The 21,601-nt window shown below is 64.3% G+C and carries 14 protein-coding genes; 3 read left to right on the top strand and 11 right to left on the bottom strand.

All coding sequences use genetic code 11. From position 1 onward, the window contains the following. Positions 1-822 precede the first annotated feature (822 nt). The 9 genes from fhuB to VQ071_RS17355 all read right to left on the bottom strand — a co-directional run bounded on the left by fhuB (position 823) and on the right by VQ071_RS17355 (position 13,025). On the bottom strand, positions 823-2,925 hold the full coding sequence (gene fhuB / locus VQ071_RS17395) for a Fe(3+)-hydroxamate ABC transporter permease FhuB (RefSeq protein WP_445293302.1): 2,103 nt from the start codon (positions 2,923-2,925) through the stop codon (positions 823-825). Then, complete coding sequence (locus tag VQ071_RS17390; RefSeq protein ID WP_445293301.1) at positions 2,922-3,956, bottom strand: ABC transporter substrate-binding protein; 1,035 nt, start codon at positions 3,954-3,956, stop codon at positions 2,922-2,924. The genes fhuB and VQ071_RS17390 overlap by 4 nt, the downstream gene beginning before the upstream one ends. A gap of 776 nt (positions 3,957-4,732) precedes the next feature. Then, the gene (locus tag VQ071_RS17385; protein WP_340515377.1) at positions 4,733-5,608 is read right to left on the bottom strand and encodes an SDR family oxidoreductase; all 876 of its coding nucleotides are present in this window, start codon (positions 5,606-5,608) and stop codon (positions 4,733-4,735) included. A gap of 136 nt (positions 5,609-5,744) precedes the next feature. Further along, entirely contained in the window at positions 5,745-6,905 is a 1,161-nt protein-coding gene (locus tag VQ071_RS17380) for a GNAT family N-acetyltransferase (protein WP_340515376.1), read from the bottom strand. Next, positions 6,902-8,221, bottom strand: a complete 1,320-nt coding sequence (locus VQ071_RS17375; RefSeq protein WP_340515375.1) for a F390 synthetase-related protein — start codon at positions 8,219-8,221, stop codon at positions 6,902-6,904. The genes VQ071_RS17380 and VQ071_RS17375 overlap by 4 nt, the downstream gene beginning before the upstream one ends. Next, the gene (locus VQ071_RS17370; RefSeq protein ID WP_340515374.1) at positions 8,218-9,564 is read right to left on the bottom strand and encodes an MBL fold metallo-hydrolase; all 1,347 of its coding nucleotides are present in this window, start codon (positions 9,562-9,564) and stop codon (positions 8,218-8,220) included. Before VQ071_RS17370 ends, VQ071_RS17375 begins: the two co-directional genes overlap by 4 nt. Before the next feature lie 2 nt (positions 9,565-9,566). Then, positions 9,567-10,565, bottom strand: a complete 999-nt coding sequence (locus VQ071_RS17365; RefSeq protein WP_340515373.1) for an NAD-dependent epimerase/dehydratase family protein — start codon at positions 10,563-10,565, stop codon at positions 9,567-9,569. Beyond that, the gene (locus VQ071_RS17360; RefSeq protein WP_340515372.1) at positions 10,562-12,037 is read right to left on the bottom strand and encodes an ATP-grasp domain-containing protein; all 1,476 of its coding nucleotides are present in this window, start codon (positions 12,035-12,037) and stop codon (positions 10,562-10,564) included. Before VQ071_RS17360 ends, VQ071_RS17365 begins: the two co-directional genes overlap by 4 nt. Beyond that, a complete protein-coding gene (locus tag VQ071_RS17355) occupies positions 12,027-13,025 on the bottom strand; it encodes a beta-ketoacyl-ACP synthase III (protein WP_340515371.1) in 999 nt (332 codons plus the stop codon). The genes VQ071_RS17360 and VQ071_RS17355 overlap by 11 nt, the downstream gene beginning before the upstream one ends. 241 nt (positions 13,026-13,266) lie before the next feature. Between VQ071_RS17355 and VQ071_RS17350 the strand changes: the two genes are divergently transcribed. The 3 genes from VQ071_RS17350 to wsfD all read left to right on the top strand — a co-directional run bounded on the left by VQ071_RS17350 (position 13,267) and on the right by wsfD (position 18,144). Beyond that, positions 13,267-14,274 carry an ABC transporter substrate-binding protein gene (locus VQ071_RS17350; protein ID WP_340515370.1) on the top strand — a complete coding sequence of 336 codons (1,008 nt, stop codon included), beginning with the start codon at positions 13,267-13,269 and terminating at the stop codon, positions 14,272-14,274. 239 nt (positions 14,275-14,513) lie between these two features. Then, on the top strand, positions 14,514-15,647 hold the full coding sequence (locus tag VQ071_RS17345) for a helix-turn-helix domain-containing protein (RefSeq protein ID WP_340515369.1): 1,134 nt from the start codon (positions 14,514-14,516) through the stop codon (positions 15,645-15,647). Between the two features lie 421 nt (positions 15,648-16,068). Continuing rightward, positions 16,069-18,144 carry a glycan biosynthesis hexose transferase WsfD gene (wsfD, locus tag VQ071_RS17340; RefSeq protein WP_340515368.1) on the top strand — a complete coding sequence of 692 codons (2,076 nt, stop codon included), beginning with the start codon at positions 16,069-16,071 and terminating at the stop codon, positions 18,142-18,144. Between the two features lie 5 nt (positions 18,145-18,149). Here wsfD and VQ071_RS17335 read toward each other — a convergent pair whose 3' ends face one another. Both VQ071_RS17335 and VQ071_RS17330 read right to left on the bottom strand, forming a co-directional pair. Beyond that, positions 18,150-19,466: a hypothetical protein gene (locus tag VQ071_RS17335; RefSeq protein ID WP_340515367.1), complete on the bottom strand. Its 1,317-nt coding sequence runs from the start codon at positions 19,464-19,466 to the stop codon at positions 18,150-18,152. 553 nt (positions 19,467-20,019) lie between these two features. Continuing rightward, a complete protein-coding gene (locus VQ071_RS17330) occupies positions 20,020-21,597 on the bottom strand; it encodes an extracellular solute-binding protein (protein WP_340515366.1) in 1,578 nt (525 codons plus the stop codon). Positions 21,598-21,601: the final 4 nt, after the last annotated feature.

Below are 21,601 nucleotides of genomic sequence, written 5' to 3'. Positions count from 1 at the left end.
CCCGCAACCCCGCAACCCCGCAACCCCGCAACCCCGCAACCCCGCAACCCCGCAACCCCGCAACCCCGCAACCCCGCAACCCCGCAACCCCGCAACCCCGCAACCCCGCAACCCCGCAAAAACCTGCAACTATACATCCTTTTTTGCCGAAACCGTCGGTTTTGCAGCGAATTCCTGCAACCGTACATCCTTTTCGGCGAATTGAGCGAATTAGGAGGTCGGAACGCCTAAAAGCCTGCATATTCGCAGGCTTTTAGATGCGCGCGAGGCCGGGAACGTCAAAAAGCCTGCACCGATGCAGGCTTTTTGGGCGTGGCGGGACTTCTCGCAAAAACCTGCAACTATACATCCTTTTTTGCCGAAACCGTCGGTTTTGCAGCGAATTCCTGCAACCGTACATCCTTTTCGGCGAATTGAGCGAATTGGGTGACTGGAACGCCTAAAAGCCTGCATATTCGCAGGCTTTTAGATGCGCGCGAGGCCGGGAACGTCCAAAAGCCTGCACCGATGCAGGCTTTTGGGGCGTGGCGGGACTTCTCGCGAAAACCTGCAACTATACATCCTTTTTTGCCGAAACCATCGGTTTTGCAGCGAATTCCTGCAACCGTACATCCTTTTCGGCGAATTGAGCGAATTGGGAGGCCGGAACGCCTAAAAGCCTGCATATTCGCAGGCTTTTAGATGCGCGTGAGGCCGAGAACGTCCAAAAGCCTGCACCGATGCAGGCTTTTGGGGCGTGGCGGGACCTAGCGGGACCTAGCGGGACCTAGCGGGACCTAGCGGAACTGGCGGCGACCCGCAGCCGAGTCTCTTGACCACATATTAGCGAGTCCGCGATCTGAACATGAGGAATATGAGATACGGTGCGCCGATGAGCGCGACGACGATGCCGGAGGGAATCTCCCTGGGCGACAGGACGATGCGGCCGAGCCAATCCGCGCTGACGAGCAGCACCGCCCCGATGAGCAAGGACAGCAGCAGGAGGCGACGATGGTTGGAGCCGACGAGCATGCGCGCGGCATGCGGCGCGAGCAGGCCAATGAAGCCGACGGCGCCGACCGCAGCGACCGAGACGGACGCCAGCAGCACCGCGAGCAGCGCGACGAGCAGGCGTGTCCGGCGTACGGGCAGGCCGAGACCGGTCGAGCTTTCGTCGCGAAACGAAAGCAGGTCGACGCGCCGCCCGAGCCACCAGGCAATCGGCAGCAGCAAGGCGATGAACGGCAGCGTCCGGCCGAGATCCGCCCAACCGCGCGCATAGGTGCTGCCGGCGAGCCAGGCAAGGGCGGGTGCGAGCGTCAGCTTGGCGTAAACGACGAGGATGCTGATGAGCGCGCTGCCCGACGCGGCGACGGCGATGCCGACGAGCGTCAGGACGGTCGGGCTCAGTCCGCGCCGCCAGGCGGCCGCATATACGATCACTGCGGCGGCGAGGCCGCCGGCGAAGGCGCCGACCGGCACCCAGCCGGGCGGGAGCGCGGGGAAGGCGATCAGCAGCAGCATCGCGCCCACGCCAGCGCCGCTCGAGACGCCGACGATCTGGGGGTCGGCGAGCGGATTGCGCACCGCGCTCTGCATGAGGCTGCCGCCCGCGGCCAGTGCGACGCCGACGACGGCGGCGGTCAGCAGCCGCGGCAGCCGCAGATCGAGCAGCACCTTTTCGTGCAGAGGCTTGCCGTGGCCTGTCAGCGTCGCGAGCACCTCCCGCAGCGACAGGTGCAAGGTGCCGCTCATGAGCGCCGCCAGGCTGATGCCGATTAGCGCAGCGGCGAACAATAGGGCCAGCGGCACATAGGGTGCGCGCCTCGCGAAGACGGACACCTGCATGGACGCCTGGCCGTCGGCGGCAGAAGTTGAAGCCGCGTGCCGCGAGACGCGCAGGGCCAGCCAGATGATCCAAGGCGCGCCGATAAACGCCGTGACCGCCCCGGCGGGCAGCTCGCCGACCGCGCTCGTCGCGAAGCTGCGCGCGACCGTGTCTGCCCCGAGCAGGATCGCGGCGCCCCAGACCGCGCTGAGCGGCAGCAGCCAGGCATGCCGGGTCATGCCGCTCAGCTTGACGATATGCGGGGCCAGCAGCCCGATAAAGCCTATCGGGCCCACGATGCTGACGCTGACACAGGCGAGCACGATTCCGGCGCCCATAGCGAACATGCGCGTGCCCGCGACGCGGTGGCCAAGCGACTGCGCCGTCTCCTCGCCGAACGCGAGCAGGTCGAGATGGCGCACGGCGAGCAGCACGATGGCCAGTCCGCCGGCGACCCAGGGCCATGCGAAACGGACGCCGCTCCAGTCGTTCTGGTTCAGCGAGCCCGAGCCCCACAGGAACAGCCCCTGGGTGCTCTGTTCGAACAGCAGCATGAGCGCGCTCGTCACGGAGGACAGCACGAGCGTGACGATCATGCCGGACAGCGCGATCCGGATCGGCGTGCCTTTGCGGCCGCCGCCCATGCCGAACACGAGCAGCGCGGCGCCCGCGCCTCCCGCGACGGCGAACAGGAAGGCGTATTGATGCAGCAGGCCGGGCCAGAAGATCGTGCCGGCGGCCACCACGAGGAAGGCGCCGGCATTAATGCCGAGTGTCGTCTCCGAGGCGAGCGGATTGCGCGTGACGGACTGCATGAGCGCGCCGGATACGGCCAGCGCGGCGCCCGAGAGCAGCGCCATCACGGTGCGCGGGAGCCGGACGCCATGGATGACGCGGTGGTCGGGTGTGTCCTTGGGCGAGATCAGGGCGTCTGCGACAGTCGCGAGCGAGATGTGGGTCAAGCCCTGTGTCAGACTGACGAACGCCAGCACGGCGAGCAGCAGGAGGCCTCCGGCCAGCATCGCGAACGGCAGCCAGCCCCTCCCGCCTCGGGCGGGAAGGGCCGGCTCCATGCGCGAAGGAGAGGGAGCGGGCTCCCGGACCTTCGAAGCGATCATGAGGCGGATGTCAGCGCGTTCACGGCGCGCTCCGCCATCAGCTTGGCGGCATAAGGTCCGCCGAACGGCCAAGTGTCGCCGCCCAGCGCATAGACACGCTTATCCTTGACGAAGTTGAAGCCGGTCCATACGGGGTTTTTCTCCAGCATCGGGAGCACGTCGTCCTCCGCCGTAATGTGCAGATAGTCGGCGTCCTGTACGGACTGCAGCGCTTCTACGCCCGAAGTGGTGTATCCGTAGACCTCGAACTGGGCCGGCTTGTAGGCGTTCTTCAGGCCGAGATGCTCGAGCGTTTTGATCGCGAGCGCGTTGTCGGTGTAGATGCGGAACGTGACCGCATTCTGATCGACCCACGGCATCGTCAGCGCGATCGACCGGCCTTCCTTGCCGGCGGCCGCAAGCTTCGCCTTGCCGTCGTCGTACGCCTTCTGCAGATCCGCGAGCGCCGCTTCGGCTTCGGCCTGCTTGCCCAAGACATCCGCGATCGTGTGGAACGTGTCCAGCATCTCCTGGTACTGGTCGCCTTGTCCCTCCGGCGGGTACGGATCGAACAGCAGCGTCGGCGCGATGCCGTTCAACTGATCGTATGTAGCTTCGTGGCGGAACTTGACGCCGATGATCAGATCGGGCTCGAGCGCCGCGATTGTCTCGAGGTTCGGCTCCTGGCGCGTGCCCACATCCTGCACGTCCGTGGACAGCGCCGTCGGCGTGGCGGTCCACTTCTTCATGTTCTCGATGTCCGCAACGCCAGCCGGCTGCACGCCCAGCGTCAGCAGCTCTTCGGCGTACGTCCATTCGAGTACGACGACCTTCTTCGGCACGCCCTTGATCGGCAGTTCGCCGAGCGCATGCTTGATGTTGCGCGTGCCGCCGGCGTCGGCGGACGAAGCCGCGGGCGATGCCGAAGCCGAGGCGGACGGGGCGGATGAAGAGGCTGCGCTATTATTGTTGTTGCTGTTGCCGCAAGCGGCGACGAGCAGAATCAAGACGGATAGCATGATGAAGAGCGGTGACTTTCTCAAATAAGACAACGGAATATCCCCCTATATCATTCATTTCCGATAATGATAATCGTTATCAAAAATGTTTGTCAACCGATTTCTCGCGTGCGGTGTCTCGAAATGCGGTCAGCGGGAAGGAGAGCGGACACTTCGCGCGTGATTGGGCGGTGGAGAAGCTGTGGAGAAGCGTGCGAGAGGGGAATAACGGACATTTTGTCCGTTATCGGGCTGTGGAGAAGCGTGCGGGAGGGGAATAACGGACATTTTGGCCGTTATCGGGCTGTGGAGAAGCGTGCGAGAAGGGAATAACGGACATTTTGTCCGTTATCGGGCTGTGGAGAAGCGTGCGAGAAGGGAATAACGGACATTTTGTCCGTTATCGGGCTGTGGAGAAGCGTGCGAGAGGGGAATAACGGAAATTTTGGCCGTTATCGGGCTGTGGAGAAGCGTGCGGTAGGGGAATAACGGAAATTTTGGCTGTTATCCGGCCGTGGAGAAGCGTGCGAGAAGGGAATAACGGAAATTTTGGCCGTTATCGGGCTGTGGAGAAGCGTGCGAGAAGGGAATAACGGAAATTTTGTCCGTTATCCGGCCGTGGAGAAGCGTGCGGGAGGGGAATAACGGAAATTTTGTCCGTTATCGGGCTGTGGAGAAGCGTGCGAGAGGGGAATAACGGAAATTTTGTCCGTTATCGGGCGGGGAGCGGGCGCAAAAGTCGTGAAACGCGCAAAGTATAGCCGGTATTCGGCGTAATTCGGCATGAGCCTAGCGACTGCCCGCCGGTTCAGGGAAGCTTGTCGCCTGCCTCACCCAGGCGGGCGGTCATCTCCGCGCCGCCGCATCGTTCGCTCGACGGCCGCTTCGATCATGCGCCACGGCAGCAGCCTGCCGGCGAGCAGCAGCAGGCTGCTGCCGCGGCCGATCGGGTAGCGCAGCCGGGAGAGCTTGCGCCGCTCCGCGAGGCGGACGACGAGTTCGGCGACCTCGCGCGGATCGGGCGCCGATTCGGCCGTCCGCTTGGCGTAGCCGAGCACGGCGGCCAGCGCCCTGCCGTACGGCGAATCCGGGCCGCCGTACATCTCCGCGAAGCCCTTGGCCCAGATCGGCGTACGGTAGGCGCCGGGTTCCACGAGCGCAACGCGGATGCCGTAGGGCGCAACCTCGTGGCGCAGGCTCTCGCTGAAGCCCTCGACCGCGAACTTGGACGCGGCGTACGCGCCGTACCCGGGGAATCCCCACCGGCCGCTCACGCTGCTCATCTGCAAGATTGTCCCGCCACCCTGCGCCCGCATGACAGGCAGGACGGCGCGGGTCATCGCGACGAGCCCGAAAAAGTTTGTTTCCATCTGCGCCCGCCAGCCTGACATCGGTACATCCTCGGTGAAGCCGCCGACAGCCATGCCCGCGTTGTTTACCAGCACGTCGATTCGGCCATGCCGCCGCAGCATGCCGGACACCGCGGCTTCGATCTCGTCCGAGTCGGTCACATCGAGTTTGACGATCTCGATATTCTCATGCGCGTCGACACGCTCGGCCGCATGCAGCAAATCCGCTTGTCGCTCGGGGTCCCGCATTGCCGCCGCGACCTTGTAGCCTCGCTGCGCCAGCGCAACCGCGATCAACAGTCCAAACCCGCTGGAAGCGCCCGTCACAAGCGCAGTCTTGCCGTTTTCCTTCTTCATATTCTATCCCCCGGCCTATGGATATTTATCTTGGCAGCCCCGCCGACCCCTCAGTACTGTCGATCGACAGCACATCCCGCGCTCGTACTCCTGCAATCCCACTCCGCGCACCCCGCACACCCCGCGCACCCCGCCATCACAGCTTGTACCTGCGCATCAGCGGCACGCCGATCCCGCCGAGCAGGCGCTCCAGCGCGGACCAGCCGCATCTCCGCCAGGCGGGCAGATGCCGGTCGTACACGGCGGTGTACTCGATCGCGGCGCCGGCGCCGCGGTTGCGCTTGAAGCGGGCCGCGCCGGAGCTCTCGTGCAGCAGCAGACCGCGATCGGCGGCGATGCCGATCAGCATGGCGGAGAGCATGCGGTACAACCCGACCTCCTGCGGCAGCGACGTATCGTAGCCGAACAGCGGCGTCGTCATGGCGCCCTCGCGCGCATAGAAGCCGAGGACGGCGTCGAGCCTTCCGGTGCGGCCGTCGCGATAGCCGTGCAGCTCCAGCGTGCCCTCGGTCAGCGCCATCTCCAGGAAACGCGCCGTAAACTGCGGATTGTGCAGCGAATATTTGTCCAGATAAAGCCGCTTGTACAGCTCCGCGATGCGCGGAATATCCGCAGCCGTCATGTCGTCCGGGCCGACAGCGACATAGCCGTGCCGCGAGGCCAGCGCGCGGTCGCGCTTGAGCAGCCAGCGGGATTTGGCATTGCCGAAGTCCGGATCGCAGGTCCGCAGCAGATACACTTGCCTGCTGGGCACGAAGCGGCACCTCCGGCCACGCAGCAGGCGCATCTCGCGGGCGTTCAGCGCGGGACACAGCGACCGGAAGGCGATCGCATGATCGGGAAAGGCGCGGACGAGCGCCCCCAGCGCGTCGGCCCACTGCCGGTCCGAGAGCGCCGGATACAGGTTCGTGGACAGCAGCCAGTTGTTGACGTGCACGACGCGATTGAACCGGGAAGCGCGGAGCAGCCCGCCGATGCCGGACAGCAGCGCGGACAAGGCGGCGATCAGCGGACGGCTGCGAAGCAGCGAGAGCTCCTGCCTGGCATAGCTCACATAGTGCGTGTAGGGCGAGCAGACGTACGAGTTGTCGTATTCGGCGTCGTTTGCGGTGATCGGGACCGGTACGCCGTCCACGCTCATCACGAGCAGCCGGGTGCGGACGTTGCCTGCGAACGCCTCCGATCCGGCCTGCACAAGGGGGAGCAAGTACCGCCGCGCATATTGTCCGTAGGCCGTGTCCGGCCAGGGACAGTCCAGGATATTCGTATTGTCGTAGAAAAGGATCGCGGCGCTCACGGCGTATGCCTCCGCTCGACGCGGCGAAGCTTGCGGCCGCCGGACAACGGTGCGTAGGGTGCGAATGCGAGCGTGGGCGCAGCGGCGCCGAGCCGAGCGCACAGCGCTCCGATCGCCTGTCGGATGCGAGTCTCCACGGCTGGCCGCGCTTCGCAGCGGACGTCCAGCTCGATGGTCCATCGGTCCGGCGCGGTCTGGACCGCCCGGTACTGCTCGATCTCGGACGAGGCGCCGATGATCGCCCGCGTCACGAAGTCGGGGTACACGGCGACGGGGCCGGCACCCTGGCGCAGCGGCGAGGCGTAGAAGATATCGTCGCATCGCCCCTCGATCCGCTCGATGGCGGTGAAGGGCGAGCCGCACGGACAGGGCCCGGCCCGCTCGACGAGCAGATCGTTCAGCCGATACCGGACGATCGGCTGCGTCCGGCGGGAGAAGTCCGTGACGATGGGCACGAAGGTGCCGGGCTTGCCGGGTACATATTCCTTTTCAATATAAACGATATCCTCGTTCAGATGCAGCGTGCCGTGTGCGCAGGTGCAGCCGAGGAAGCCCTCGGTGCACTGGTACACCTGATGAACGGCCTGCCCGAAAGCGCGCTCGATAACCGGACGGTCGAGCGGATCGAGCACCTCGGCGACGGATATGATCCGGCGGGGGCGGATATCGAGTCTGCCTGCGAGCAGCTCGCCGGCCAGTGCCCGCAGCATCGACGGCGGTGCCGCAATCAGGTCGGGCCGCTCCGCCCGGAGCCTGCCGGTATGCCGCTCGAGCGGGTCGAGCAGGTCGTAGAAGCCGAACGAGAGTCTCCTGCCGCCGACGGACTCGTACAGATTGCTGTTGGCGCGGAGGAAGAAGGCGATCTTGCAGCGGCCGAGCAGGGAGACCGGCAGCAGCTTGCCGAGCATCGTCCCGGCCCAAGCGGCTTGCTCCTCAGGGCTCACGAGGAACAGGCCGCGATTGCCCGAGGTACCGGACGACAGGCCGACGGTGATGCCCCGCAGCGCGGGCTTGAAGTCGCGCGAATGCTCGGCCGCCTCCGCTACGGCGAACGCCTCGGCCTTGGAGACGCCTGCGGTGTTGAGACGGTCGAAGTTCGTCATCATGACGGATTTGTCGATCTGCGGGAATATGCGCCAATCGGAGTCTGCGATGCCCGTCCACAGCTCCCGGTAGAACGGCGCTTCCCGGCGCACGCGCGCGATGTGCCGCAGAATACGCGCTTCGCGCCAGCGTTCGAACGCAGCGCGGTCGGCCCAACGGGGGCCTCGGCGGGCACGCAGGTAATGCAGCAGGAAGCCGGCGGCTCTTTTCATCGCGGTCCATCCTCCTTGATCGCAAAAAATTCCCGGCAATGGCTCGGCACGATAACGAGCGCAGGGTCGGAGGCCTGCCAGCGGCGCAGCAGCGCGAAGCTGTCGCGATAGGCCGCCCGGTCGTCCATGACGAGGCCGGCGGCGGGATGCGGCGGCCGGTTCTCCCGGAGCGCCCGGCTCGACCAGGATGCGTCGGCGCACAGCAGATAGCGCGTGCTGCCGGCTGGCGGTGTCGCCGGTCCCGGGGGGACGGCGGCCGGGGACGCGGGCATGACGACCCGGGCGTTGTCCGCCGCGCCCGTGGCGGTCAGCAGCAGGCCGATCTGTCCCGCGGCATGGCCGGGCAGGCTGACGGCGATCAGGCTGCCGTCGCCGAGCAGGTCCCAGCCGCCGGACATCGGCGATCCGTCGCCGGGCGGCATCCATGTGGCTGTCCGCTCGATGGGCGAGGCGGTGTCCGCGAAGCCGTCCGGCAGCAGGCTCGCGATGAAGCCGGCTCGCGTCGCGCGGACCGGACCGAGGCGCCGCAGCGGCGCGTAGGCGGCTTCGGGGTACAGGAACCGCGCATGGGGGAAATCCCGCGCGCCGCCGATATGGTCCGCATGGAAGTGCGAGAGAATGACGAGCGCCACATCCTCCGCGCGCACGCCAAGCCGGGCCAGCTGCCGCACGGCCGCATCCTCCTCGCGGAAGCGGACGGGCGTGAGCCGGCGGTACAGCGCGTAGGGCAAATGCTGCGTCAGCGCCTCGAACCGCGCGGAATAGCCGGTATCGAACAGAATCCATCCCCGCGACGGATGGCGGATCAGGGCGAAGCCGGCCGGATAAGCGGCGCTCTTCAGCGATCCGCCCCGGATCGTCACGAATTCGGGGTGGACGCAGTAGCCGGCCGCCATCAGCCGCAGCTCGACGGGAACGACGGGCCGCACGGCCGCCGGATCGCGTTCTCGCCGCGACGAGGCCGAGATGTCTTGCGCCGCACTGCCGGGCACGGCTCCGCCATGCGCGGCTCCGCCGTGCGCAGCCCCGCCGTGCACAGCCCCGCCGTGCACAGCCCCGCCGTGCGCAGCCCCGCCGTGCACAGCCCCGCCGTGCACAGCCCCGCCGTGCACAGCCCCGCTATGCGCAGCCCCGCCGTGCACAGCCCCGCCGTGCACAGCCCCGCCGTGCACAGCCCCGCCGTGCACAGCCCCGCCGTGCACAGCCCCGCCGTGCACAGCCCCGCCGTGCACAGCCCCGCCGTGCACAGCCCCGCCGTGCGCAGCCCCGCCGTGCGCAGCCTTGCCATGCGCAGCGCCTGAGGCGGGCCGTACAGCCGCTATCGGATTGCTTGTTCCGTCCATGCTCATCGGCTCTCCTTCCACCAGGCGGCGAACCGCCGCAAGCCTTCGTCGATACTCACGCGGGGCGCGTATCCGAGCGTCCGGCGCGCCGCGCCGATGTCCAGCGTCTGGCTGTATGCGAGCAGGGCGACCGTATAGCGCGTAAAGGGCGGCTCCGGGCCGAGAAAGGGAGCAATCCGGTATGCGCGCTCCATCAGGGAGCCCGCAGCCAGCGCCGCCTTCAGCGGCACTTCCCGCGTGCGGAGCGGCAGCTCCAGCAGCCCGAACAGCCGCCGCAGCAGGTCGATCAGCCGGACCGGCTCGCCGTTCGAGATGTTAAAAGTCCGGCCGGCCGCGTCCGCTGGCGCGAGGCAAGCTTGGACGAGCGCATCGACGACATTGTCCGCGTACGTCAGATCCAGCATCGCCGCGCCGCTGCGGACGAGCGGGATGCCGCGCCGCTCGTTGACCCGCATCAGCCGGGGGAACAGCGCCCCGTCCTCGGGACCGAAGATCGCCCTCGGCCGCAGGATGATCGCGTCCAGTCCTCGGCGCCCCGCATCGCGCACGACGCCCTCGGCGAGCAGCTTGGTCGCCGCGTAGGCGTTGACCGGCCGGCGGGGCAGCGGGGCCGTCTCGGGCACGAGGAGACGATCGCTGTAGTCGAAGTAGACGCTCGGCGTCGATACGTGCACGAGTCTGCGCACGCCGTGCCGGAGGCAGCCGGCCGCGACATGGGCCGTGCCCAGGACGTTCGCTTCTTCGAAGTCGCGGTAGCGTCCCCACGGCGAAGACAGCGCCGCACAGTGGATGACGTAGTCCTGCTGCGCGCACGCGTCGGCGATCTCCTCCGGCTGCCGTCCGATGTCGATCCTGCGAAACGCGATGCCCGAGGCTTCCAGCCTGCTGCCTGCCTCGACATTGCGCCCGACGCCGGTCACCGCCCATCCTGCCTCCGCGAGCCGGCGCGCGACGGCTCGGCCCAGGGCGCCGGTGGCGCCGGTTACTAACGCGCTGGTCATCTCTCACCATTCCATTCGATGTCGATTGTCGAGGCTTCCTGCAGCGTCAGCCCCTGCCGTGCCGCCGTTCGCCGCAGCCAGGCCAGCAGCCGCAGCTGCTCCGCGGCCGGCCCTGCGTCCCCGCGGCGATACACCGCGTCCCGGCTGCCCGCATAGGCGCGCAGCCACTCGCCCAGCCTGCGGCCGCGGGCCGCCTGCGCGAGCCCGCAGGTCAGCATCGCGGCGGAGAGCATGGCGCCCGCGCCGGGCGCGGGGGACGCGATCGTCCCGCCCGCGAGGAGCCGCTCGGGCGCGAGCAGCGCCTCCGCCAGTCCGTCCGCCGGGCGGAACAGATGGATGCCGCTCGTAGCCCGCGGATTGCATTCGAGCGGGTAGACCGCGCCGTCCGGCAGCGCCATGAAGTCGAACGCGATCTGGCCGCTGAACCGCGCGTGCCGGACGAACCGCGCGACCCAATCCGCCAGCGCAGGCTGATCTTCGGCAGCGAAGTGGATGCTGGCTCCGCGGCCGGCTCGGTAGCGGCTGCGGTAGGCGGCGAACGCCGTCAGGACGCCGTCGTGCGCGACGCCGTACGTGCACCACTCCTCGCCGCGCAGCAGCTGCTGGGCGACCCAGGGGCGCTGCGGCGAGATGCCGGCGTCCGACAGAAGGCGCACGGCCGCATCCCTGACCGTAGGGGATAAGCGTCCTGCCCGCGGCTCGACCGCGATGACGCGCGAGGCGAACCGCGAGTATGCGGGCTTCAGTACGAGCCCGTCCGCGTATGCTTCCTCCGCGAGCAGCGGGAGCCAGCCCTCGGGCGATTGTACGATGTCCGTAGGCGGCGCTGTCAGGCCGGCTTGCTCAGCCAGCCGGATGAACCTGCCCTTGTGGTGCAGCGCGTCCAGCATGTCCAGCGGCGCGGCGATCACCCGGCATACATCGGCGAACCGGTCCAGCGACCGCGAGATGTGGAAGATCTCCTCGCAGGTCGGGACGATCACATCGACGCCGCATTCATCGGCGATCCGGGCCAGCGACGCCGCGAAGCCTGCCGGATCGGACGCGGGCGCGGGCACGGCGAAGCTGCGCTCCACGGCACGGGACTTGCGGCAGAGGTGATAAGGCGCGCTCTCGGCCGCGAACACCGTATGCCCGGCGGCATGCAGCAGGCGGGCCAGCTCGAGCGCGGCCGGCGCTCTGCCGCCGGTGAGCAGGACGCGCTGGCTGCCGCCGCTCACGGACAGGCGGGGCATCGCCGCTGCCGGCAGGGCTGCTTCGAGCCGGGAGTGCCCCTGCGGGATCTCCCCGAACTCCCTATGCCCGGTCCCGAACGCCCCTAGCCCGGGGCCTCTCAATCCGAACGTCCCTAGCCCGGAGCCTCTCAATCCGCCCGCCCCTAGCCCGGAATGCCCCTGCCGGACCGCTGCCCCACCTTCTCCCGCAACCCGCGTCTCCCCGCCCGGCTCCTCCGGCCGCGCCTCAATAATCAAAGACAAGCCCTCCGAGCGTCAGCCCCGCGGCGGTGCCGATCAGCAGCACCCGGTCGCCCCGGACGATCCGTCCCGAGCGGATCGCGTCATGCAGTCCCATCGGGATGGAGGCCGCGATCGTATTGCCGTGATCCGGCGTGATATAGACGAGCTGGGACTCGGAGATGCCCAGCTTCTTGCGCAGCAGGCGCACGGCCATCGCGCTGCCCTGATGGGGCACGACGGCTTTGAAGTCGGCCATGCGCGAGCCGGTCGACCGCAGCAGATCGTCCGCGAAGCCGGGCAGCAGCCGGGCCGCCAGCTTGAAGATGGCGGGGCCGTCCATCCGGAACAGATAGTCGTCCGGCTCCGCAGGCTGCGGCCCGCGCGGATGGCGTCTGGAGCCGCCCGCGCGGATCTCCGACAACGCCGCGCCGTCCGCGTACGTGCGCAGCGACGCGCCGATGACGGCGGACGGCTCCCCGTCCGCGGAGGGGCCGAGGACGACGGCCGCCGCGCCGTCGCCGAACAGGGCGGCGCTCTCCTTGTGCCGCCAGTCCAGCCCGAGCGACGCGATCTCCGTCGACACGATCAGCACGCGGCGGTAGCGGCCGGCCGCGATCATGCAGGACATGACGTCCAGCGCGTTCAGGAAGCTGAGGCATGTCGCGTCGACGTCGAAGGCGGGCACGCCGGAGCGCTCCTGGCCCATCGCCTGCTGGATGAAGACGGCGGTGCAGGGGAGCGCCTGCTCCCGCGTGCCGCTGGCGCAGACGAGGCAGTCGATGTCGGAGAAGCGCAGCCCCGCGTCTTCCAATGCCGTATAGGCAGCCTTCGCGCCCATCCCGGCCGCGGTCTCGCCATCGGCGAAGTATCGGACGGCGACGTCCGACGTCTTCCGCGTCCACCCGGAGGCGACCCCGAGCCGCGCGTCCATCTCCGCGTCCGTGACCGGACGGCCGGGCAAGTATTTGCCGATGCCGCATATTTTGACTTTGCGCTGCGTCATATCGTGCATCTCCTTCCGTGAAGTAAGGCGATTGTTATTACGTCCATTGTGCCGGATCGTGCGCGGTCCAGATAGTACTAACTATTCATGGTACCATCGTTTATCGCGTGCGGCGCTTAAATTTTGACAAAATTCTACCGGCATAATCACGTATTTGTCCATTTTCAGCAGGCGCATTCTACTTTAAAGTAAATTGGTGATAATGATTATCAATATCTTCGGAACGGAGCGTCAACATCGAATGAAACAATTCCGCAAGCTCAAAATAGGTCTTCCCGTCCTCGCATCGCTCGCCCTGGCGTTATCCGGCTGCGGAGCGGGCAGCAACGACAACGCCTCGCCCTCCGCCAGCGTATCCGCATCACCGCCGGCAAGTGCGTCGGCCTCCGCCTCTCCATCCGGATCCGGCGCGGACGCGAAGCGCAGCTTCACGGATGCGACCGGCAAGGCCGTCGAGATTCCTGCGAACCCTTCGCGCATCGCGGCTGTCCAGTACGTCGGCGATATGCTGGCGCTAGGGGTCAAGCCTTTTATTACGACCAACTACTATCTCGATACGTACAAGACCGAGCTGGCGGGCGTCGCGAGCATGGGAGATCGTCCGGTCAACGCCGAGAAGCTGCTGGACAGCGCGCCGGATCTGATCCTGACCGACGATCTGGATGACGCGGCCGCGCTCGAGCAGCTGACGAAGATCGCGCCGACCGTATCGCTGACGTTCTGGCTGAACGAGCCGTTCGCCCATCTGCATAGCGTGGCGCAGCTGCTCGGCAAGGAAGCGGAGGAAAAAGCCTGGATGGCGGATTACGAGGCGGCGGTCGCGTCGGCCAAGGAGAAAATCACGGACAAGCGTCAGCCGGACGATACCGCGCTGCTGCTCATCGCCTCGGGCAAGGATCTGGGCCTGTCGGGCATCCGCAACGGCGGCTATACGTTGTTCACACAGCTGGGGTTCAAGGCGCCGGACAAGCTGCAGAAGCTGATCGACAAGGATCCTAACTTCGGATTCGAGGCGGTATCGCTCGAGGCGATCGGCGATTATCAGGCGGATCATATCTTCATCGAGCTCGACGACGATACCGACGTCACCAAGGAAACCGTGAAGCAGCTGAAGGACAGCGGCATATGGCGCAATCTGCCTGCCGTGAAAAACGGCCGCGTCTACGAGGTGTCCAACAAGTGGGGCCTGGGCGACGCGACGTCGATGAAGGAGCAGCTGAACGAGGCCGTGACGGCGATAGGCGGTTAACGTCTAGCGATGCCGTCTTGAAGCGCAGATGGAAGCAGCCATGGCGGCGGGGCGGGATGGCCCGCGCTGCCGACGGTGCGGCAGGCAGTACGGCCGTGCTGCCGAGCGACTTGGCCATACGATTTTGGCAACAGAGGACCCCTTGCGGGTCTTTTTGTTTTATAATAGGCTATATTCAATGGTTGATAATGATTCTCAAAAGGAATTGCGCCGAAATGGCAGCGAGGGAGGGAACGGACATGTCGCGACAGCAGCGGGAGAACGGGGACATGAGCGCCTCGCTGGCGGCCGTGGCCCGCACGGTTCAGGAGATGCGCCGCCGCCCGCATGACCCGCTGACGGTGAAGGACCTGGCGCGCCAGGCCAATCTGGGCGTGTGGCAGTATCGGATGCTGTTCAAGCAGCTGACCGGCCGGACGCCCAGCGACTATCTGACCCGGCTGCGCATCAACCGGTCCAAGGAGCTGCTGCTCACGACGCGGGACAAGGTATCCCAGGTTGCCCGCAGCGCCGGCTATCCCGACGAGTACTACTTCAACCGGCGCTTCAAGCAGTCCGAAGGCGTCACGCCGAAGCAGTACGCCAGAGACGCCGGCCGCCGCCGCAACGTCATCGCGCTCGCGGGCCTCGGCGACCTGCTGGCGATCGGCGTACTTCCTGTCGGCGCGGACGCGCAGGTGCTGTCCTGGCTCGCCACGGGGGACACGGCCGGCATCGAACGCGTCTCCCTCGGCAACGAGGATCGGGTCGCGTCGTTGCGCCCGGATATCGTGCTGGCGAACCGGTATACCGATGCCCGGCTGATTGAATCTCTGCGGCCCGCGGCGCCGGTCGTGATGCTGGAGGAGGGGCTCGGCATGCTGGACAGTCTCCGGTCGACCGCGGGCCTGCTCGGCATGCGAGGGGAGGCGGCTGCCTGGATCGAGCGCTATGAGGCCAGCGCCGAGGCCGCCGGTGCGGTACGCAGGGAGCTGGCGCGCGGGGAGACGGCGCTGTTCGTGCATGTCGTCCGCGACGCGCTGTATTTGTACCGGCCCGAGCAGATGCCGGTGCTGTACGACGTGCTCGGCTTCCTGCCGCCGCCCCGGCTGCTGGAGGCGATGCGCACGGCGCGAAGGCTGTTCATCCCTCCGGCGGCGCTCGCCGAGTATGCAGCGGACAGGCTGTTCGTCGTGTGCGGCACGATGCCCGGCGCGCGGGATACGTACGCCGAGCTGCTCGGCGGCGAATGCTGGAGCCGGCTGCCCGCGGTGCGCGCGGGTCATGTGTACCACCCGGATGAGCGCTGGACGCTGGACGGGACGATCGCGCTGGATTGGCAGCTGGCGGGCATCCGTCAGCTCATGCAGAGGAAGAACCGCCAGCTCCGTTGACACGCTTCGCCGCATCGGGTCGGCGAAGCGCGAATGCCGGACCATCCGCTGCGCAGGACGATGGCAGAGATCAAAGGTACGGTTGGCGCAGTTTGGGTGGCGGTTGAGCGTGCAGTAGCAGTAATTGAGGGTTACGCTACTGCTCAAAATTTGCGTCTGCACCCTCCGCAGCTCCGCTCCCCAACCAACTAAACTCAAAATTTGCGTCTACACCCTCCGCAACTCCGCTCGCCGGCCAAGCAAGCTCAAATTTTGCGTCTTCGCTCGGCAACTGCTGTGGGCGGTACGCTCCTAGCTTGCCGGACTGCCGATCGAATCGGCAGCCTCCTGTCGCACGATAGGGTTCGCGTGTTCGCCACGGTATGCGCCAGCTCGTTTATGGTAAAGTAGGGGAGGCTACTTTCCAAGAAGGTGTGATATTTTGCTTCGATCCAACGCCATTAAAATATCCGTTCTCTTCGTTCTGGCGGCGGCTGTCATTGCGCTGCTCATTTATATGCCTCATGCCATAGGGGTTGCCGACAATGCCGATTTTAACAGGACGATGAGAGCGTTCGGGCTGTCCTCTATCTCGGACGTCAAGTCGATGAGTGCCGAGTTCCAGTTCGCGATATCCGATCCGGCGACGGCGGCGGCATACTTTATGCGGATTTTTCTTCCCGTGACAGACAACCCAGCGGGGTATTATTCCACCCAATTCATTTTTGTTAAGATCGGGCTATTTTTCAATGCCTTGGCCGGCGCAATATGGCATCGCGACCCCGCGGTGTTTCACCTGCATTTCCAGACGGCTCAGTATATCGCGATTTACGCCTGCGCCCTCGTTTTATTTATGAAGGAGAAGTGGAGAAGCGGCCGGTACGCCGACATCGCCCTCAAGGCGGTTTTCGCCATCATATTTTTGGATTGCGGATATTTGGTTTATTTCAATTCCTTTTACGGAGAACCGACGACGCTTATTTTTCTCGTCTTATCGTTTGTCCTGCTTCTGTATCTGGAAAAGGGTAAAGCGAACTATGGAGTGTATGCGGCGGTCATTTTGTCATTGTTCTTATTTTCCGGCTCCAAGTCGGCTAACTTTCCGTCCGCCGTGCTGCTGTCCGTCCCGCTCGTTTATTATGCTGTTAAAAACGAGGCGCGGCGCAAGAAGTGGATCGTCTGCGCGTCAGTCGTCGTCATGCTCGGCGCTTCGTACGGCTATGTGAAGAGTACGCCTGTGTGGATGAAGGAGGTCACGACGTTTCAATCGGTGTTTTTTGGCGTCTTGTACGATAATCCCGCGCCGGAGCAGGCCGTGCGAGAGCTTGGATTGCCGCCGGAGCTGGCCGATTCGGAATCCGTCAACGCCTATACCCCGGACCCGGTGAATCCCTACAGCGGCAAGGTTCCGGGTTTTCGGTCCATGTTTTTCGACCATATGAACAAAACGAAGGTCTTAAAATATTATTTGACCCATCCTTCCTTCTTGGCCGGGAAGCTGGATATGAGCGCCGAGGCGGCGCTGCCCCTTAGACCGACCTACTTAAGCAACGTGCAATTGCCGGATGGACAGGAGGACTTGCGGTTCGATTTCAGAATGAATGTATGGGAGAGCGTCCGCAAAAGTTTCTCCGGCTCGGCTTCAACGTTTCTACTGCTCGTCCTCGTGCTGTCTGTGGCCAATATAATTGCCTTATTCAGAAGGAAGGCCGGCTTGTACGGCATCTTGCTGAGGCTGGCGCTATTGGGCGCGGCGGCCGCGCAGTTCGCGATTCCGATCGTCAGCAACGGCAACGCGGATTTGCAGAAGCATATGTTTTTGTTTAACGTGCATCTGGATCTTCTGATCGTCGTGCTGCTGCTGGACCGTCTGGAATTTAGCAGCCGGACGTTCAGGTACGCCGGCGCGCTCTCCTTGGCGATCCTATTCGTCATTGCCTGCAAACCGGGCAAGCCCGAGACGCTGACGCTGGGCCGCCTGGACGGCAAACCCATCCATTGGTACGTCCTGGAGAAGAGAGACGCGTGGGTCAAGGTGATCTCCAAAAACGTGCTGTACCGGAGCGCTTACGACGAGCAGTCCAACGATTATACGCAAGCCGACATCCAACAAAGTCTGGATGCCAAGCTGGATCAGTGGTTTACGCCGGACGAGCGGGCGCGTATCGAAAAAGCGCCGTTCCCGGCGCTCAGCAACGAACTGAACTGGAAGCAGGCCGAGAGCGGCGATCGGCCCTATTACTGGTTCTCGGCTCTTAAATACGCATCCCAGGACAGCGACCGCGCTTATCGGAACACGTACACCGCCTGTTTAACGCTGCCGTCCGTGGACGACGCGGAGCGGCTGTTCCGCAGGTCCAAGTCCGCGTCCGTTCTGCCTGCCGACTACTGGCTCTCCACCCCGTATTACAACAGCTCCGATCAAGCGCGTATCGTCTCATCGGACTATCAGGTCTATCATCGCAAGGTGGACAGCGTGCTGGGCGTTCGGCCGGTCATGTGGATCAGGGCGGAGTAGGAGACTTATGCTATTTTTTCGATGCAAGCGATATGATTGCCGTTGAAGATGACGGTGAGCTTGTCGGATACGGGCACGATACCGGAGTAGGCAATGGTTTTGTTGCTCATGGCGACCGCGAAGCGCGGTTTGCCGGTCGGATCGAACGAATAGACGGTGCCGACGTTGGCGCTGAAGTATACATTGCCCGCACGGTCCGAACGCATCGTGAAGGAGGCAAGGCCTATTCCTTTGGCTCTGTCGGCCTTGGACAGCTTGAAGCTCCATTTGACTTGACCTGTACCCCAGTTCCTGTCGGTCAGTTCGTTCGTATTGTCGTCGAGCGCATATACGCCGCCGGACTGGTCGATGGGGCCATCCGACGTGTATCGGTACAACAGCTTGCGGTCCGTCAGCGGGGAGAGCTTGCCGCGCTGGTCGACAGAATAAGCTTTGTAGGTATGCGTATATGTCTTGATGTCGAACGTATGGGAGATGAGATAGCCGTCCGTCATGAAGTAGCCGGCCTCGGGCCGCACGGCTGCAGACCATTGAACGGCACCCTTGCGGTCGAGCTGAAGCAGTGCGCTCTCGAACCGCAGATAGGTGTAGCCCTTGGCGTCGCAGAAAATGTCCCGGATACTCGCCGCCTCATAGCTCCGGCTATCATAGTCGAACCGGGAGGACTGCCAGCCGACCGTTCCGTCGGGCTTGTACGAGACCAGCCCCTCCGTCGTCAGCAGCAGCAGATTGCCGCCGGCGTCTCCGGCATGCGGATAGCCGAGATCGAACCCGCCTTGGTCAGTGACACGGTGGACGGATACAGCCGGCATACTGGCATGGTTGCCCTGGACGTCAATCCGCTCGATGCCGCTTAACGTCTGTATGCCCTCTGCCGTCTCCCCCGCCAGCCCGGCATGCCCGTCTCCTTCATTGAGGAAATACACGGTCCCATCCGCGCCGACAATCCGGGTATGGTTGATGTCGATCTGAACCGGCGTCGACCACAAGACATTCCCGCTCAGGTCGAACGTGGTCGCGCTGTCGAAGGAAGTGACCAGCAGCCCTCTACCGCCGTTGATGACAGCACCCTCGAACATCTGATATGGATTTGCATCCTCGTAAGACCACTTCAACCGGTATTGTTTGGCATTCTTTAATATCCAGTCGCCGCCCCGGTCGTCCTTGATGCCCAGCTTTTTTGTGACAGTCATCGGATCAACCTGGGCCAGCTTGGCTTGAGGGGCCTTCTTGACGGCCGCGGCGGCCGTCGCCGTGCAGGTGCCGGACAACAACGAGAACATAACAACAACGATCAGCCAAGCCGTCCCGATCCGCTTCATTGAGTCATTCTCCTCTAAGCAATCATGAATAAGTAGATTTAAACCAAATACTACCATGTTTGGTTTGGTTCGAATATCTCTATTTTCGCACAAGGCCACATCCCTCGATCCCACCAGAAAAAGGCATCAAATCGGCGCCCGCCGATTCAATGCCTTTTTTTGAGTGCGCCCACCTCTTCTCTGCCATGTCCGCACGCATTCGAACCGCACAGAATTGTGCGGTTACAGCCCGCGAATCCAAAGCGCCGCGAGTACTTGCGCTCCACACGCCGCCGCCGCGCCCGCGAATCCCGCAGAACCGCACAGAACTGTGCGGTTCCAGCCCAAGCATCCGCCGCGCCGCGAGTACCCGCGCGCTCCAAGCCGCTGCGGCGCCCGCGAAGCCCGCAGAACCGCACAGAATTGTGCGGTTCCAGCCCAAGCATCCGGCCCACCGGAACGGCAGTCGCCACGAGGCGGCTACTCTGGCTCATTTGCCTCAATTACTTCATTAGGCTATTCGGCTCATTCGGCTCAATTGGCTATGCCGCCTCATTTACCTCGTCTACCTCATTTACTTCAAGCTGATCTGCGCCGTGCGCTCGAGCGCCGTCTTGTACAGATCGGTTACTTTGGGCAGGTCCAGCTTGCCCAGCCCGTCGATATACTTGCTCCAGTCGCCCATGCTCTGCGAGCCGAGGATGAACTTGCTGATCTGCTCGTCGCGGTACTTGTCGATCGCAGCGCCGGCGATGGTGATCGTCTCGTACTCGCTGTCCGTGAAGGACGGCTTGGGATTGAACTTGCTGTCGTAGTTGCGCGCTTCCTCGTAGGCGTACTTCAGCTCCTTGGAGGCGAGCGACAGATGCGCGTCGTAGTCGATCCACGTGTACGTGCCGTTGGTGGCGAGGCCGGTTTTCTTGCGCAGGTCGGACGAGTCGGCATAATCAGGCTTGATCTTCTTCTGGCCGTTCTCGATCGTGTACGTCTCGCCTTCCTTGCCCCAGCTGAGCAGCGTGCGGCCTTCCTCGCTATAGTAGTAGTCGAATACTTTGACGATATCGTCGATGTTCTTGGAGCTGGCCGCGATCGCGAGGTTGTTCTCGACGATCTGGGTGTACGGGTTCTGCTGCTTGCCGCCCGGCAGGCCGGCCGGAGGCGGCATGAAGGCCATCGTGAACTCGGGATTCTCCTGGCGCAGCGCCGCGTTGAAAAAGTCGATGCGGCCGATGTAGTCGACAGTGATGAACGATTGGCTGGTGGACAGCAGGTCCTGCCACTGCTTGGTCTGGAGCGTCAGCCAGTCGGCCGGGATCAGCTTCTCCTTGTAGAACTTGTTCATGTAGCCGACCATCGTCTTGTAGTTGTCTTCGGACGGACCGAACTTGACGTCGCCTGCATCGTTCTTGTAGTAGGCCGCGTTCGTCTCGAAGTTCGACGCGAAGTTGATCATGGCGTTCATGCCGTTGCGGAAGACGATCGGGTAGCTGTCCGGGTACAGCGCCTTGAGCTTCTTGGCGACATCGTACAGCTCATCGTACGTCTTGGGCGGCGTGAGGTTGTTTTTCTTGAAAATATCTTCGCGGTACATCCATACGACGCGGTTCGTCTCGCCGAAGCCTTCGGTCGGCAGCATATACATCTTGCCGTCGGCGGCGAGGAACGACTTGGCGACGTCGGGATACTGCTCCATCCACTTCTGGAAGTTCGGCATCTTGTCCTTGTAGTCCAAAATGTTGGCGAGCGCGCCCTGCTGGCCGTACTTCATCGCCTGGGTGCGGTCGGGCATGAAGATCAGGTCCGGCAGCGTGCCCGAGGCGAATGTCAGGTTCAGCGCGTCATACAGCGTGCCGGACGGCAGCTGGACGTCGAACTTGGCGCCGGTCTTCTCCTCGATCCACTTCCACACCGGCCAGTCCTTGCTGTACGGCCAGCTCGGGTTGGAGTCGGTCAGCATCGTGAACGTCTTGTCGGTCACCTTGGCCGAAGTCTCCGCGGCGCTTGCCGAGGCGGACGATGACACCGGGGCGGTAGACGCCGCGCCGCTAGCGGCGGGCGAGGTTGCCGCGCTGCCGTTGTTGTTTTTGCTGCAGCCGCTGAATACGAGGACGAGGGCCAGCAGACCCATCAGCCATATGCTCTTTTTTCTCATCGTG

The sequence above is a fragment of the Cohnella sp. 56 genome, assembly GCF_037963805.1.
Lineage (GTDB): Bacteria > Bacillota > Bacilli > Paenibacillales > Paenibacillaceae > Cohnella.
This window is presented reverse-complemented; position numbering and strand designations above follow the sequence as displayed.

Coding starts and splice junctions, on each gene's coding strand:
- VQ071_RS17385 (WP_340515377.1), bottom strand. CDS start 5,608: ATGAAGAAGGAAAACGGCAAGACTGCGCTTGTGACGGGCGCTTCCAGC.
- VQ071_RS17365 (WP_340515373.1), bottom strand. CDS start 10,565: ATGACCAGCGCGTTAGTAACCGGCGCCACCGGCGCCCTGGGCCGAGCC.
- VQ071_RS17375 (WP_340515375.1), bottom strand. CDS start 8,221: ATGAAAAGAGCCGCCGGCTTCCTGCTGCATTACCTGCGTGCCCGCCGA.
- VQ071_RS17345 (WP_340515369.1), top strand. CDS start 14,514: ATGTCGCGACAGCAGCGGGAGAACGGGGACATGAGCGCCTCGCTGGCG.
- VQ071_RS17335 (WP_340515367.1), bottom strand. CDS start 19,466: ATGAAGCGGATCGGGACGGCTTGGCTGATCGTTGTTGTTATGTTCTCG.
- fhuB (WP_445293302.1), bottom strand. CDS start 2,925: ATGATCGCTTCGAAGGTCCGGGAGCCCGCTCCCTCTCCTTCGCGCATG.
- VQ071_RS17330 (WP_340515366.1), bottom strand. CDS start 21,597: ATGAGAAAAAAGAGCATATGGCTGATGGGTCTGCTGGCCCTCGTCCTC.
- VQ071_RS17370 (WP_340515374.1), bottom strand. CDS start 9,564: ATGGACGGAACAAGCAATCCGATAGCGGCTGTACGGCCCGCCTCAGGC.
- VQ071_RS17355 (WP_340515371.1), bottom strand. CDS start 13,025: ATGACGCAGCGCAAAGTCAAAATATGCGGCATCGGCAAATACTTGCCC.
- VQ071_RS17350 (WP_340515370.1), top strand. CDS start 13,267: ATGAAACAATTCCGCAAGCTCAAAATAGGTCTTCCCGTCCTCGCATCG.